A 14,994-nucleotide genomic window follows, 5' to 3' on the forward strand; every position below is an offset into this window, starting at 1 on the left:
ATAAATGCCTAGAAACTTAGAACACATAATTCTTTCTGGGTATGCATCTACCGAGTCTTATACAAGCCCAAGCACAGGACGGGATAGAGTAACTCCAATTGGGAGAAATAGAAACACTCACGGAAATGCGTTGCGCAACCAGCTTCAAATGGCTGAAATGGCCTTTAGGCAAAATACAGATATGGATTTTGTATATCTGGAGTTTATTTCTGAAAAGGATTGCCTTTTGGCCTTTGATAGTTTTGAAGATGGTAGAAGTGGCGACCATCGTTTTGTATCGTCAAAATTGGAAAAAGTCATAATTGACGGTCAGGAACACGAACGCTACAGGGCTTGTGTGTTTTTAAACACCAATGGAATATCCAAATTCCTGAGAAAAATCGAAGCTTATCTAGATCCCGAGAAGGACAGTGATTCCGGTAACCCTAGAAACACTAAGCTGCTCAATAATATTGCTAATATACAGCAGGCTACTTTGGCAAGTTTTTGGCAAGAGGATGAAATCGATTTTCCTGGTCTCGATGAAGAAGTTTGGTGGGAAGTTTGGTTACGACGAGACAACTCACAAAACGACATCCGTGAAGATGAGGAGATGATAAATATGCTCTTAGATAATGTAATTGTGGTTGCTGAACGGAGATTGTTGTTCCCAGAGCACATTGTTCGAATGATTCGAGGTACAGCAAGAGAACTATCAACTACTCTGTTATATACTGATAAACTAGCAGAATTAAGAAAACCCAAAGAAGCTGCTGATTTTTTCACAGGATTAAATAACGATGATGCCAACGATTGGGTTGAGGACCTAAGAAATAGAACGATTGATAGAACCACTGATGATTCCGTTATAATCTGCTTATTGGACACAGGTGTAAACCGAGGTCATTCCTTGCTACAGGGTTTTATCCCAGAAGACAATATGGATTCCGTAAACCCTGAATGGGGAAATGCCGACACACATCCCCACGGCCACGGAACACCAATGGCAGGAATTGCACTTTATGGAGACCTTACCGATTTATTGCAGGACAACTCAAATATTGAAATATTCCATCGGCTTGAATCTATCAAATTAATTCATCCCAACAACCCGCATCAACCTGAATTATATGGTGCAGTAACGGAAGAAGCCATTGCCAGGGCAATAATTCTAAACCCTACCAACAAGCGAGTATTAGCAATGGCGGTAACTGCTACTGATGGACGTGACAAAGGTAAACCATCATCGTGGTCAAGCTCCGTAGATAAAATTGCTTTTGGAGAGGAAGGTACAACTGATGACAAATCACTGTTCTGTGTCTCAAGCGGAAATACCGTGATATTTAATATTTCGGAATATCCACAAAAGAATTTTGAAGAATCTATACACGACCCTGCACAGGCCTTCAATGCACTTACCATTGGTTCATTTACCCAAAAAACCGTCATAGACCAAGGTCAATTTAATGGAGCAACACCTTTAGTACCTGCAGGTGGTATGTCACCAAGCAATAGCACTTCAGTAATGTGGGAAAACAATTGGGCTCTAAAGCCAGAACTGGTTATGGAAGGTGGCAATTATGGTATTCATAACGGAGGTATAATCGACCCAGATTCACTAAGAGTACTTTCCGTTGGAAAAAATTTTAGAACCGAACCTCTTTCCAGCTTTGGTGATACCAGTGGAGCTACAGCTTTGGCCTCTAGGTATGCAGCAATGCTAACTTCGCAATATCCCACATTATGGCCAGAAACCATAAAGGGCCTTCTTGTTCATTCGGCCGATTGGACAAATGAAATGCTTGGTAACAGGGCTATACAGGAATTGAACAACACAGAACAAATCAGGCTTCTAAGAACTTTTGGGTACGGCGTTCCCGATTTTCAAAAAGCTGTAAGAAGCGCAAACAATTCACTTACCTTTATTGCGCAAGAATCTTTGAGTCCTTTTATACTTGATGATGGTACGGTTAAAACAAATCAAATGCATTTACACAGTTTACCTTGGCCTACCGATGTTCTAACGGGATTATTTGATAGCGAAGTAACCCTTACGGCCACATTATGTTATTTTATAGAACCAAACCCCGGCAACAAGCAATACAGTAAATCATATTACTATCAATCTCACGGTCTGCGGTTTAAAATGATTGATTCGGGTGAAACTATTGAACATTTTCGGGAAAGAGTAAATCGCGAAGCTAGATTAGAAGACCAAAATGGTTCGTATTCCGGAGAAAGTTGGATTATCGGAAATAAAGTTCGGGATAAGGGCTCTGTGCATAAAGATATTTGGAAAGGCACCGCTGCCGACTTAGCTACCAGAAATAAAGTTGCCATTTATCCTGTCAATGGTTGGTGGCGTACCAGAAAAAAATTGTTGCGTTACAATAGTCAAGTCAGGTACAGTTTAATTCTATCTATTGAATCACCAGACAATACGGTTGACCTATATAATCCCGTTCTCAATCAAATAGACATTTTGATATAAGAAATTATTACTTCTATGTCGTTTTTGAAATTGCTTTAAGACTATGTAAAATTTTTTGAGATAGTTCTTTCATTGATTAATTGTTTATTGATTTTAATATGATGTTCGCCAAGAGTGTAATATTCTTTGTGACTACAAGATATTTTTCCTCTTTAGGATGACTTAAAAACCCCAATTCCAATAGAACGGATGGCATAAAGTCCTTCGTTTCCCGAAGCACCTGAAAATTGGAAAACTTTACGCCTCTACTTTCAAATCCCAACTTGTCATTCAAATCAGCTTGTAATTGAAACGCCAACCAAGTTGCTTCATCCAAAAACTTCGACCTTTGATTGAACACATAGATTTCTACACCACGAGCATTAGGATTATCCGAATGATTGCAATGCAAGGACAGGAACAAATCTGCATTTAGAACTTTGGCCAGCTTGCCCCTATCACTTAAAGAAATTAAGGTATCGCTATAACGTGTTTGATAAATTTCCACAGTTTTATTGTGGTTTTTCTCGGCCAATTCTGAAATCAACCTTGCTATTTCCAAGGTTATACTCTTTTCCTTTAAGTTATTTACCCCAATTGCACCGGAATCATTTCCGCCGTGGCCAGGGTCAATTACGATGATTTTTTTCTCATCCAAATCCTGACCCAAAAAGATGCAACTTTTGAGAAGCAAAATCATAAAACTGACGTTTTTGAGCCACTTTTTCATTTTCAATTTTTCTCTTATTAACAGTTCCACTTCAAAATTTCATAGAATTTGATGTCAAATAATAACATCGAAAACTAAATAATATCAAATAATATTTTATTCACAAATATTTGATTTTCAGTTATTTATATTCAAATATATGTAAATTTCACATAACGAAAATGAACCAAAAATTTAAACCCATTCGTTATGAAAAAAACATATTATTTGGCGGGCTTTCTTTCGCTCTTATCCACATCGCTTTTTGCACAGATTGGTGGTATTGAAGATTCGGTCAACGATGTTTCCGATACCATCAGAGCCATTTTCCCAATCATCTTAGGGGTCATATTCCTTATTGGATTCCTTTTTAATGCAGGTCATTTCTTTGGTGAAAACGCAGACCTCAAAAAAGGAATCACGCGAGTCTTGGTATTTGTTTTAATCGCAGGCGCGGTAGTTGGAATCTTCACCTATCTCATAGGCATCGTAGTGTAGTGAAGAAGTTTGAAGTCTATAGAAATATGCGGAAACGGGCGGTCATATTTGGCCTGCCCATTTCGCTATTTGCCTTGATGATGGTATCTATTTTGGCATCACTGCTCATCATCATTTTTTCCTTCAGCTTTGGCATCATCATCGGGCTAATGGTCTTTAATGGTGGACTTTATATTGCCTTGACTCGAATAGCCAACAATCCGCAGCTTTTCCAAATGGGTAATCCTTTTCCAAAAATCATCAGCAACAAGCGTAACTCAGGTTTTGAATATGAATAAGATGAACCTCTCAGCATATCAACCCATTGCAGATATTCAGGATAATATCGTCTTTGCCAATAATGGCAATGTGGTGTTGTGCTATAAAGGGAATCTGCCAGAAATCTATTCGCTTTCTGAAAAGGACTTTGAGGATATACACGGTGCGTGGTTCCAAGCCTTGAAGTCACTACCTGTTGGAACGGTGGTTCATAAACAGGATATCTATTTAAAGAAGTCCTACTCTTCAGAACAATTGCCCAACACATCTTTTCTTGAAAAGGCCACCCACAACCATTTTAAGGGACTTGGTTATATAGAGCACCAATGCTATCTGTTCTTTATCCTGACTAAAAACAAGGCACTCAACAATTCTAAATATGTCAATCCGTTCCGGAAGGTTTCTAAGGGGATTGTCCAGCAAATGGATGACAACATTAAGGTATTTGCCAATGCGGTCAGCGATTCGGTGTCCTTCATCAACAATAGTAGAAAGATGCGTTTTATTCCGCTTCAAGCGAAAGAAATAGAAGACTTGACCAGCTCATACTTCAATGGATTTAGTGAAGGATTTGATACCGACATCCTACTGGAAAAGAAAAACGTCACCATCGGTGACAATCATTTTGATGCCCTGGCCGTCAACAGCGAACTGTGCTTTGGCGAAAGTGTACAAAGTAGCAAGACCAATGAGAAATTCACTTCTGACGATTTTGTATTTCATCAAGGGTTTATTGATGGCTTAGGGCTTACGTTGAACGAGAACCATATCGTAAACCAAATTTTGTATTTGGATGATAAACAGAAATGGCGAAAGCTGCTCGACAAGAAAATAGAAGAGCTTAACAAAAGTTCCAATTTCGGTTCGCAGAATAAGGTGGTTCTTGGTAAAATCCAGCACATCCTTGACCAAATCAATGCCGATGACAATGCACGGATTATCCGAGGTCATTTGAATGTGGTCTATTGGGCAAAGGACAAAAAAAGTCTGGATTCCATTACTTCAAAAATCAAGACCGAGTTCAAGGAACTGGATATCATCCCATATTATCCAAGAGGTGAAGAACGCAAGAATTACATCCTGAACAGCTATTGCTGTTTTTCATCCAACTTCTCGAACAATGATTTGTATGTAACAGATTTGAAACAAGCACTTTGCCTGTCCATTAACAATACCAACTACAAATCTGACGATACCGGAATCATCTTTAATGACCGAGAGCATAACATTCCAGTTCTTAAAGATGTTTGGGATGAACGAAAGAAGCGTATCAAAGCACGAAACTTTGCCATTTTCGCCCCAACGGGCGAAGGCAAATCGTTCCTTGCCAATAACATACTGCGCCAGTATTTTGAAAAAGGTGTCCGCTTGGTCATTATTGACTTGGGTGGATCCTACACCAAATTTGCCAAGCTCTATCCCGAAAAGTACACCGTGCTTCGCTATGAGAGCGGAAAGAACCTTGGTATTAACCCATTCTTTATTAGCGATAAAAATGACCTAACACCGGAACGGCTTGAAGATTTATCGGTGTTCCTTTTTGAATTGTTTGCTTCTGATTTAAAAGTGACGAAAGCACAATCCGTTTCGATCAAAAAAATACTGCGTCATTATTACGATAGCACTTCTGAAAACCATTCTCTGGAAGGCTTCTACAATTTTATAGAAAGGCATCAAAAAGATATTCTGAGCGACCTAAAAATCCATCCCGACTACTTTAATGTAACGAGCTTTCTGCACGTGATATCCGAGTATGTCGGCGATGGTCTATATAGTTTTCTCTTTGAAGTTAGCGAGGACCAAACCTATAAAATTGAGGACAAACGATTGATTGTTTTTGAACTGGATGAAGTGAAGGACAATAAGGAAATCTTGTCCGTAATGCTCAAGCTCATCAAGTCGGCCATCCAAAGAACCATCTGGCGCAATCGTGCCGAAAAGGGCATCATCCTGTTCGATGAGTTTGCGAAGCAACTGAAGTTTGATAATGTACTGGAAAGTGTGGAATTCTACTACCAAGCCATCAGAAAGCAAAACGGTGCTATCGGTATTATTTTACAATCCATCAATCAGTTACCCAACAATTCTACATCGGCCAGTATTCTTGAAAATACACAGGTCATTTACAGCTTAAACAATGAAAAGGGTTATGATGAACTGGTCAAACGCCTTAATCTTTCCAGCCACGACCTGAATCAGTTAAAGTCCATCAAGAACAATCTTTCCGGACCACGGAAGTACACCGAAATGTTCATCAAAATCGGGAAGGAAAGCAACATCTTCCGGTTGGAAGTTCCAAAGGAAGTTTATGCCGCCTACTTAACGGATGGAAAGGAAAATGAGGAAATAATGAAGCTCTACAATGAGCATCAGGATATGGAAAAAGCAATAATTCAATTCACATCTAAAACATAATGTTATGAAAACAAAAATCTTGATTATCGCAACGGCATTCATCTTTTTATTGCCTGCACGCGCTGCGTGCCAGGGAATGCCAGTCTATGACAATACCAACTTCATCAGTTTGGTTAAACAGCTATTGGAATCGGGTAAACAGACCGCAGAAATGATTAAGTCCGTAAAATTTCTCAAGGATGCCAAAGAAGCTATTGAAAAAGTTTCAAGCGTTGTCCAACAGCTTAGGGCAGTTGAGGAAATCGCACAGAACAATCAGCGCCTTATTGATGTAATGCAAAATGACCTTCAGGATATTCTCAATTCCCCCTACATCAAACCCGAGGAAATTGACAAGGTTATGGGTTCTTTCGAAACCATTGTACAAAATTCCTTGGACACGGTGGATTTTATAGACGAAGTTCTCTCAAGTGATTATCTAAAAATGAGTGATGCCGAACGCGCCGAAGTCCTGAAAACCAAGGAACTGGAATCGAAGCAGATGGTTTCCAGCATCACTATGAAAACAAAACGCTATCGTGATATTATTTCATTCAGAAAGATGCAGGATAAAGTCAATAATCGAGAAATAGGATATTAACAATGACTGCGACCATCATTTTAGGAATTGGCTTGGAATACATCGATACGGTGTTCCAGACCATACAGGCCAGCGACTTTTCGCAATACACTATTGCCGGAATGAAAACACTTGCTGTCCTATTTTTCTTGGTCAACATCCTTAAAAAATACAACGAAGGTATTGCTGACAAGGACGGTTACACTTGGGGGTTGAGTCCGGGCGAATTGGCAAAGAATTTTGCCATTGTCCTATTGGTCATATTTTCAACGCAGGTGTTAGGATTCTTTGATGGGATATTGGTAGCCATCGAGGAACAATATAGGGGCACGGCACCTGCGTTACTTCCATTGCAAATGCAGGATATACCATTAGAGGAAGATGTCAGCCTTTTTGATGCCGCAAGCTCGGCAATGACGCTTTTGTATGAGGCATTGGTAACACCATTATATGGGTTCAAGATATTGGCCTTTATCCTAAGCACCATACTTTGGATATTGGATTTGTTTATCTATCCGCTGTTTTTAGCAGAACGCTTTTTCCTCTTGGGAATAATGCAGGCGTTTTTTCCATTGGTCATTAGTTTGGCAGTTTTTGAAAAATTCCGTTCGCTCGCCTATACCTTCTTTAAACTGTACGCTGCCGTTTATATGCTCGTACCAGCATTCTTTCTGGTCAATGTGTTTATCAATGCCATTTACACGGAAATAAATACCAATTTCTGGGTTAACCTGTTCGGAACCGATACAGGTCAGGGCTTTTTTGCGCCTGTAGTTCAACTGGGCTCAGTTGGCTTTATCGTTTTTCTAAAATTCAAATTGTATAGACGTGCAACCTCGTTTACCCTCAGATTATTTACCAACTAATTCCATTCAGAATGAAAACACCTTACAAGAACATATACAAAATATTGAAACTGAATCGGCTTATTGTTTTGGCAGTAGTCATCTGTGCGTTGCTATCCAGCAGCTTTTCGCTTTTAATGGTTTATAATATGAACAAAACTGCTCTCAATAGTGCCTTTGCTATCAATACCGATGGCAGTATCATTCCGTTAAAGCTCGTAACTCAAAAGGAAAATTTCAGGGTCGAAGCTCTGGCTCACTTAGAACTGTTCCATAACTACTTCTATAACATCGATGCCAGCAACTACGAACGCAATCTGGAAAAGGCTCTTTGGCTGGCCAACAGCTCGGTGGATAATCTCTACCGTCAGAAAAAGGCTGATGGTGTCTATAATCGATTGCTTCAGTATTCCCTTGTTCAAAGAGTGCTGAGCATCGATTCGCAAGTAGAGCAGCAAAACGGAAGCTACGTCTTCAGGACAGTAACCATTTTTGAAATCAATAGAGGTTCAGTCATTGACACTTACGAATTGGTATCTACAGGAAACTTGATTATGGTAGACCGAAACTTTCCCAACAATCCACACGGATTGTTGATTACCAATTATTTCGAAAACACTTTAAGAAAAATAGATTATGAAAGTAGAAAAGAATAAAATCATTTTTGCTGGTGTACTCGCCATCATTTTCCTCTTCCTTATCTCGTATTCAGTAATGCTTATGGAAGATGAGGACAATGATGAAGACACCTTGCAACAGACGCTTGTTCCTGAACTGGAAGATGACCAAAAGGAATACGATTCCAAACTCGATGCCATAAACGACCTCAAGGAAGTGCGTGAAAGCACCGCACCGAGCATCTACGATGAAAAGCTCTTGGATTCTACGGGACTGTACAATCCTGATTTGCCAGAACAAAAAAAGCAACGCATTGTGGATAGTATTTACAAGGCTGGCAAGATTAAGTATTCCGAAAAACGCTATCAAAATTTGGGACAAAAGCGAGTTGTTCAACAAACAACACCAAAGGTGGATTCTGCTGAAGTTAAAAGAGAACAAAAAATTGAAGCCGAAGAATTGGGCCTGGAACATCAACTGTTCTTTGCGGCCTCGCCCAAGCCCAATGAAGTTTCAATTATCGGCAATACTGATGAAACGATTTACGTAGTCGTAGATGGTGACCAGGTTGTTCAAGCAAATACCCGATTACGGATGCGCCTAACCAAATCGGCTACTATCAATGGTAAACTTATGCCAAAGAACACGCCTGTTTTTGGCTTTATCAGTTTCCAGCCCAATCGTGCTTTAATTGAAATTGAGAATATTAAACACCATCCCACTAAACTAAAAGCCTTCGATTTGCAAGACGGTAGTGAGGGTATCTATGTCGAAAACAACTTTAGGGAAGAGGTAACCAGAGAGGTATTTGATGATGTTATTGGCGATATTAATATTCCCAGCGTACCGCAAGTTGGCGGACTTACACAAGTATTTAGGCGTTCTAACCGCAGGGTAAAAGTAACCGTCCTGAACAATTACAGATTAATCCTAAAACCAAAACTATGAGACGATATAATTATATATTCATAATGGTATTTGTTTTCGCTTTCGCGAAAGCGAACGCACAAACCACCCACTTACTTGATACCATTTATGCAAATGACACTAAAAATGTGGCACTATTCTTCCCAGAACCTATTCGGCAAGGTATAACCGGTTCAGATAATTTTGTCTTTACCTACAATCGTGAAAAAGAACAATATTTTGGACTGTTGCAAGCCAAGCCTGGAAAGGAAAGTAATTTGCTGGTAATCAACCGAAATGGCTCGATTTTTTCGTATATTGTAAGGTATAAAAAACAGCTTTCTAAGCTCAATTATTTTATTCCGATATCAAGTAGTATCGGAAATGAAAAACCGATTGTAACCGATTCAATTCTTGCTGAATCTTCTGAAGAGCGTGTAGATAACAGAACGTACCATTACCAAAAATTCTGCGCATACCTTCTCAATAGGAAACAGCGCATTGGTCGAATCAAAAAGCGAAATGAAGGTATTGTTTTACGTGTTGAGAATATCGTTTTCGATAAAGAAGAACTGTACTTCGTCATCCAGATTGAGAATAATTCTACCTTGGATTACGATTTGAATTTCTTGAACCTTTCGATTGAAACACGACAAAAAGGAAAAAGGAAATCATTACAACGTTTGTATCAAGAGCCGATTTACAAACATAATCTGCCTTCAAAAATTGCAGAAGGTGAAACGGTACGGTTCGTTTATGTATTGCCAAAATTTTCATTATCCAATGACCGTAGGGCAATTTTAGAACTGAATGAAAAGGATGGTGAACGAAATATTGAAATGAAACTATCGTACAGATATATCAATAACCCAAATTAAAGTCATTATGAAAAATAGTATCGTTTTCACGCTCGTATTGCTGTTCCTTTCGTGTGCAGATTCCACAACTAAAGTTTCAGGACCAAGTGCTACAGCCCAAGTTGTTATCGAAAGCTTTTATGAAAAGGATGAAGAAACCTTAAAAGCCAACTCAACACCACAGGCTTATTCTAACTATATGAATACCATAAATATGTTCAACGCTACACCAAAAGATGATTCCAATTTTAGTGTTTTGCAGGACACGATTATGGGTGATGTGGCTTGGGTAAAATATACAACAGCTTACGATAAAACACCCGGCCTTTTCAAACTGGTTAAGCAAAACGGTAAGTGGCTGGCAGATGCCAGAGGTTCAAAAGATAAATCGCCTTTTTGAAAAACGTATTTATTTATTTTTATCGAGATTGATTTCCCAATAGCCTCTTGTTCCGCCCACACGCTCTATATATCCAGCATCCTTTAAATTATTGAGGTGTTTTTGAATTGCAGATTCATTGATATGTAATACTTCTGCAATACCGGAACGACTTATTCGATTATCTTGAGCAATTAACTTCAGAACTTCTTTTTGTCTATGTGTTAATTCAGAAATGGCACCAATATCCTTTTCGATTTGACCACCTATTTGACCACCTTTTAGACCACCTTTTGCACCACCTTCATCAACAGTAGTTTCTTTAGCCTCAAATGTCATTCTAAGAAAGTTATCAGAAAAACTAAAACTCTCTTTGCCATAGTGTTCCAAAATACGAGGGATGCCAGAACCTAATTGTTCCACCAGTTCTAAATCCTTAAAAATTCGCATCAGTTCTTTATTCCGTGGGACTGAAAAGCCCTCAAAAAATTCCTTTTTGCTCAAACCTTCGGGCAGACCACCAGCTGATGTAATTTCTATCCTGTCCGAAAAGATTTCAAACTTTGGGGTAATCTCGTTGGTATAGTCGTAATGCACAAATGCATTGATAATAGCTTCCCGTAAGGCGATGGGATTCCAAAGATTGGCCTGTTGTCGTTCCTTTGCGGTAATTTTTGTGGCTGTTCTGTTCTCGACGGCAATCTTATCAATGACCTGCTTGGTCGCTTTTACCAAGCATTCGTGACCATATTCGTTACTTTCAATGAGATCTGTTCGGGTCTTGCCTGAATACTTGGCCACTTTAATAGAGGTATTGTTCTTGTCAGCTAAAAGATAGCCTGCGTAATTGAATGCGCCATCTTCGGTAAGCAATTCCAGGTTCTTTGTAAAGGCTTTCCCCAAATTATAGCCAGCTTCTTCGTAATAGATTTTCAACTGTCCAAAGCTCAGGTCCTGTCGTCCAGATTTAATTTTGCTGATGGAATTTCGTGTGCGCTTAGCAAAGAGCTCGTCTATCATCTTTTGGGACATTGGCTCTGCAGATGAACCCATACGGATAAAACACCCCTTTTCGCTCATCCCATACTTTCTAAGATGATACAGTTTTTCAGGACCGCTGGCGACAATAATTTTAAGGATGTCTTTACCATCCCGTTCCTCGCTCACGATGTCAAACAGACCCAATGCGAAAGGTCGGATGTTGTTCTTTAGCCTATCCTTAATCTTAAGTTGGTCGCCATCCGAATCCGCCAAACCGTAAACATTCTCGTTTTTGTCAATACCGATATAGAGAATACCACCCTCGCGATAGTTCAAAAAAGCAATGACCTCTTTTTCAAGCCCATCGGACAGTTCTCGTTTGTATTCTATACGGTTTGTTTCTGGCATTCATCAAGGTAAATTAGGGGATAAAGATAGTGATATTAAATTGTGGGTTTTAGCAAAAAACAGATATAATAAGATTACGATGATTCAATCTGCAAGAAAACATTTGTTAAAACTAAACTGTTGTGAAATGTTAAAATCCATAAAATGTTAATTAACTTTATCGATTTTAATATCACTATTTTTTCATGAATAAAGGCGCAAAATTTTATCGATGTGATTTTCAGGTACACAGCCCTCGCGATATTGCTTGGACAGGTGCACGTTATGGTGTAAATCCAGAGCAAGTAGAAGGTTTAACTCAAGAGGACAAACAGCAAATTGATGATAACCGAAATCAATTTTGTAAGGAATATTTAGACAAAATAAGCAGTGCAGGAATTAACGCCATCGCTATGACAGACCATCACGATGTGGTTTTTGTCCAACACTTACGAAGGGTCGCCATAGAGCAGAATGAGATACACGACATAATGGGCGAGCCAGAGAAAAAAGTTACGGTTTTCCCAGGCATTGAACTCAGCCTTTCCAATCCTGCAAGCCAGACTATTATTATTTTTGATGCAGATTTCGAGGATACCCATCTCAACTCTGTCCTTAATTTTCTTGGCATACAACCTACAGACCCCTATGACAGACAAACGGTACAAACCCAGAGAATTTCCCAAGAGGTAATCAACAACCTTCCCCAGCTTCATAAAATTTTAGATGAAGTTAGCTATTGTAAAGGTAGGTACATTGTACTTCCTAATGTTGGGAAAGGTGGCCAACATTCCATAATACGTCAAGGCTTCCAAGAGCACTACATTAAAATGCCTTGCGTTGGCGGTTATGTTGATAAGGACATATCACAGGAATCCGGTTATCAAAATAAAATTAACGGTGGGGATGTCAACTACGGAAACAAGAGCATAGGTCTTGTATCTACTTCAGATAATAGGTACGAGGACGGTCGTGAGTTTGGAAAATATTCTACTTGGGTTAAATGGGCAGAACCAACTGCAGAAGCTATTCGGCAGGCCTGTTTGGCCAAAGAATCCAGAATTTCTCAGAATGAGCCAGAAATGCCTCAAATATTTATTGAATCGCTGGATGTTACAAACTCTAAATTTCTGGGTGGTTTCAATATCAACTTCAATCAGCAATATAACGCCTTGATTGGTGGAAGAGGAACTGGCAAGTCAACTATTTTAGAATACATAAGATGGGGACTGTGTGACCAAACGGTTAAAATAGGCAACTATCAAGAATTGGATATTATTCAGAACCGAAGAGATACGCTAATAAGGAAAACGTTGACAGCCGTTGATGGTGAAGTGAGAATTACAATGGTGAAAAATGATGTTCGCCACATCGTTAAAAGAAATTCTGCCAGCAGGGAAATACTTTTGAAAATTGGTGATGGTGAATTTCAAAAAGTTAGTGAAGAAGATATTCGAAAAGTACTGCCAATACAATCCTATAGCCAAAAACAACTTAGTGATGTTGGTGTAAAGACAGAAGAACTAAAGCGGTTTATAGAACAACCTATTAAGAGCAGCTTAGAGCGTACTTCTTACAATTTAGACGAAACAAATCTAAAACTCAAAAATGCGTACAATCAATTAGTACGCAAAAAGAAAGTGCAGAATGAGATAGCAAATTTCAATATTGAAGGTAGTTCTATAAAGGGGCAAGTTAAAGGTATTAGAGAGTCTTTAAAAGGGATTTCGGAAGCTGACCAAAAAACAATTAACAAAAAATCAAAATTTGAGTTAGAGAAGACAATTATAGAAAATACTGAATCTGAACTATCGCTTTTTGAGTCTAAAGCTGATGAGCTTCTTGAGCTTTTGAAATTATACCCAGAACCTATTGAGCCTCACATTGACAACATAGAGAACAAGGATTTGATAGAAAATCTTAATACAGAGGTCAAAACAAAATTCAAAAATATCAACGAAGCTGTTCAAAATCTGAAGGATATTTTTAATGAGAGCGGATTAAAGCAGTACACCGAAATTGTAGAAGAATGGGGGAAAAAGCAAGCGCAGTTCGATAGTGAATATGAGGCTGCCAAGGGGAAGTCCATAGCAAGTCAAGAACAACTAACGAATATTAAAAAACTTGAAGACCGTCTGGCAGAGATTAATAGTTTAGTTGCCGATAGGAAATCAGTATTAAAAGAGCTTGGAAATCCAGAAAACGACTATAACGCCTATAAAGAAGAATGGAAGGAACTGCACTTGGAAAAAGTTCAGGTATTAAATGACCAAGCAACAAATTTCACCGATTTATCAAATAACCTTATTAAAGCAGTAGTTACCAAAAATATCAATCTTGCTAATTTCAAGGAAAAATTACGTTCTATTCTTGAAGGAACGAGAATCAGAGAAGAGCGAATAGATGCATTAATAGCACATATCCGCAGCAAAGATGACCCAATTTCTGAATTTATAGCGATCTCTGAAGAATTAAGATTATTGGCAGAATTTAAACTTGATGAAGAGAATCCAGAAGAATTGCCATCTACACCAATCTTGGACTCAACCGGATTCAGCGAAGACCACAAATTAAAGATGCAATCCAAAATCACAACCGATGACTGGTTACAATTGACAGCAACAGAATTAGAATTTGACCCTGAATTCTTTTATACAACAAATAATGAACTTGGCGATGAAATTCCCTTTCGAGATGCATCTGCTGGGCAGCAGGCTACGGCACTACTTACAGTATTACTCAACCAGCCCGGAATACCTTTACTAATCGACCAACCCGAAGATGACATTGACAATAGAGCTATTGATGCAATAATCCAAAATATCTGGAATGCCAAAAAGAAAAGGCAATTGGTTTTTACGAGCCATAATGCCAATTTGGTAGTTAACGGCGATGCCGAATTAGTGATTTGCTGCGACTATAAAGATGCCAGCTCACAAACAAGAGGGATTATCAAAGCAGAAGGTGCTATTGACACCAAAGAGATTAAAAACGAAATTACATCTGTAATGGAAGGTGGCGAAAAGGCGTTCAGGCTTAGAAAAGATAAATATGGCTTTTAATGGATAACTATAAAAAAATGACCTCAGAATGTGGTGGTTTCATAAAAAGTACGGAAAACTAATTGTTAGAA

General features: G+C 38.8%; 13 protein-coding genes. 11 read left to right on the forward strand and 2 right to left on the reverse strand.

The window, feature by feature from the left end; translation table 11 throughout:
- Window positions 1–4 precede the first annotated feature (4 nt).
- Entirely contained in the window at window positions 5–2,470 is a 2,466-nt protein-coding gene (locus tag IL356_RS01555) for a S8 family peptidase (RefSeq protein ID WP_121847541.1), read from the forward strand.
- Window positions 2,471–2,546: 76 nt separating this feature from the next.
- On the opposite strand, the gene IL356_RS01560 is transcribed toward IL356_RS01555, so the two are convergent.
- Complete coding sequence (locus IL356_RS01560; RefSeq protein WP_121847540.1) at window positions 2,547–3,179, reverse strand: N-acetylmuramoyl-L-alanine amidase family protein; 633 nt, start codon at window positions 3,177–3,179, stop codon at window positions 2,547–2,549.
- A gap of 189 nt (window positions 3,180–3,368) precedes the next feature.
- On the opposite strand from IL356_RS01560, the gene IL356_RS01565 reads away from it, so the two are divergent.
- From IL356_RS01565 to IL356_RS01605, 9 genes are read left to right on the forward strand one after another with little or no spacing between them, the layout of a single operon-like run.
- Window positions 3,369–3,656: a hypothetical protein gene (locus tag IL356_RS01565; RefSeq protein ID WP_121847539.1), complete on the forward strand. Its 288-nt coding sequence runs from the start codon at window positions 3,369–3,371 to the stop codon at window positions 3,654–3,656.
- Window positions 3,656–3,934, forward strand: a complete 279-nt coding sequence (locus tag IL356_RS01570; protein ID WP_121847538.1) for a hypothetical protein — start codon at window positions 3,656–3,658, stop codon at window positions 3,932–3,934. Before IL356_RS01565 ends, IL356_RS01570 begins: the two co-directional genes overlap by 1 nt.
- A complete protein-coding gene (locus IL356_RS01575) occupies window positions 3,927–6,329 on the forward strand; it encodes a TraG family conjugative transposon ATPase (protein WP_121847537.1) in 2,403 nt (800 codons plus the stop codon). Before IL356_RS01570 ends, IL356_RS01575 begins: the two co-directional genes overlap by 8 nt.
- 4 nt (window positions 6,330–6,333) lie before the next feature.
- Window positions 6,334–6,909: a conjugal transfer protein gene (locus IL356_RS01580; protein WP_121847536.1), complete on the forward strand. Its 576-nt coding sequence runs from the start codon at window positions 6,334–6,336 to the stop codon at window positions 6,907–6,909.
- 2 nt (window positions 6,910–6,911) lie between these two features.
- Window positions 6,912–7,754: a hypothetical protein gene (locus IL356_RS01585; protein ID WP_121847535.1), complete on the forward strand. Its 843-nt coding sequence runs from the start codon at window positions 6,912–6,914 to the stop codon at window positions 7,752–7,754.
- 11 nt (window positions 7,755–7,765) lie between these two features.
- Window positions 7,766–8,389, forward strand: a complete 624-nt coding sequence (locus IL356_RS01590; RefSeq protein ID WP_121847534.1) for a conjugal transfer protein TraK — start codon at window positions 7,766–7,768, stop codon at window positions 8,387–8,389.
- The gene (gene traM / locus IL356_RS01595) at window positions 8,370–9,299 is read left to right on the forward strand and encodes a conjugative transposon protein TraM (protein WP_121847533.1); all 930 of its coding nucleotides are present in this window, start codon (window positions 8,370–8,372) and stop codon (window positions 9,297–9,299) included. Before IL356_RS01590 ends, traM begins: the two co-directional genes overlap by 20 nt.
- A complete protein-coding gene (locus tag IL356_RS01600) occupies window positions 9,296–10,135 on the forward strand; it encodes a DUF4138 domain-containing protein (protein ID WP_121847532.1) in 840 nt (279 codons plus the stop codon). Before traM ends, IL356_RS01600 begins: the two co-directional genes overlap by 4 nt.
- A 7-nt stretch (window positions 10,136–10,142) precedes the next feature.
- Window positions 10,143–10,514 (forward strand): hypothetical protein, encoded by a 372-nt coding sequence (locus IL356_RS01605; protein ID WP_121847531.1) that lies wholly within the window; start codon window positions 10,143–10,145, stop codon window positions 10,512–10,514.
- A 9-nt stretch (window positions 10,515–10,523) separates the two neighbouring features.
- On the opposite strand, the gene IL356_RS01610 is transcribed toward IL356_RS01605, so the two are convergent.
- Window positions 10,524–11,882, reverse strand: a complete 1,359-nt coding sequence (locus IL356_RS01610) for an RNA-binding domain-containing protein (protein WP_121847530.1) — start codon at window positions 11,880–11,882, stop codon at window positions 10,524–10,526.
- A gap of 185 nt (window positions 11,883–12,067) precedes the next feature.
- Here IL356_RS01610 and IL356_RS01615 point away from each other — a divergent pair, with 185 nt between their 5' ends.
- Window positions 12,068–14,923: a TrlF family AAA-like ATPase gene (locus IL356_RS01615; RefSeq protein WP_121847529.1), complete on the forward strand. Its 2,856-nt coding sequence runs from the start codon at window positions 12,068–12,070 to the stop codon at window positions 14,921–14,923.
- The last annotated feature ends 71 nt before the right edge of the window (window positions 14,924–14,994 follow it).

The organism is Euzebyella marina, from assembly GCF_014855515.1.
Lineage (GTDB): Bacteria > Bacteroidota > Bacteroidia > Flavobacteriales > Flavobacteriaceae > Euzebyella > Euzebyella marina.

Excerpts from the sequence above, each read along its gene's own strand:
- IL356_RS01585 (WP_121847535.1), top strand. The coding sequence starts at position 6,912 with ATGACTGCGACCATCATTTTAGGAATTGGCTTGGAATACATCGATACG.
- IL356_RS01555 (WP_121847541.1), top strand. The coding sequence starts at position 5 with ATGCCTAGAAACTTAGAACACATAATTCTTTCTGGGTATGCATCTACC.
- IL356_RS01565 (WP_121847539.1), top strand. The coding sequence starts at position 3,369 with ATGAAAAAAACATATTATTTGGCGGGCTTTCTTTCGCTCTTATCCACA.
- IL356_RS01590 (WP_121847534.1), top strand. The coding sequence starts at position 7,766 with ATGAAAACACCTTACAAGAACATATACAAAATATTGAAACTGAATCGG.
- traM (WP_121847533.1), top strand. The coding sequence starts at position 8,370 with ATGAAAGTAGAAAAGAATAAAATCATTTTTGCTGGTGTACTCGCCATC.
- IL356_RS01560 (WP_121847540.1), bottom strand. The coding sequence starts at position 3,179 with ATGAAAAAGTGGCTCAAAAACGTCAGTTTTATGATTTTGCTTCTCAAA.
- IL356_RS01580 (WP_121847536.1), top strand. The coding sequence starts at position 6,334 with ATGAAAACAAAAATCTTGATTATCGCAACGGCATTCATCTTTTTATTG.
- IL356_RS01605 (WP_121847531.1), top strand. The coding sequence starts at position 10,143 with ATGAAAAATAGTATCGTTTTCACGCTCGTATTGCTGTTCCTTTCGTGT.
- IL356_RS01610 (WP_121847530.1), bottom strand. The coding sequence starts at position 11,882 with ATGCCAGAAACAAACCGTATAGAATACAAACGAGAACTGTCCGATGGG.
- IL356_RS01600 (WP_121847532.1), top strand. The coding sequence starts at position 9,296 with ATGAGACGATATAATTATATATTCATAATGGTATTTGTTTTCGCTTTC.
- IL356_RS01575 (WP_121847537.1), top strand. The coding sequence starts at position 3,927 with ATGAATAAGATGAACCTCTCAGCATATCAACCCATTGCAGATATTCAG.
- IL356_RS01615 (WP_121847529.1), top strand. The coding sequence starts at position 12,068 with ATGAATAAAGGCGCAAAATTTTATCGATGTGATTTTCAGGTACACAGC.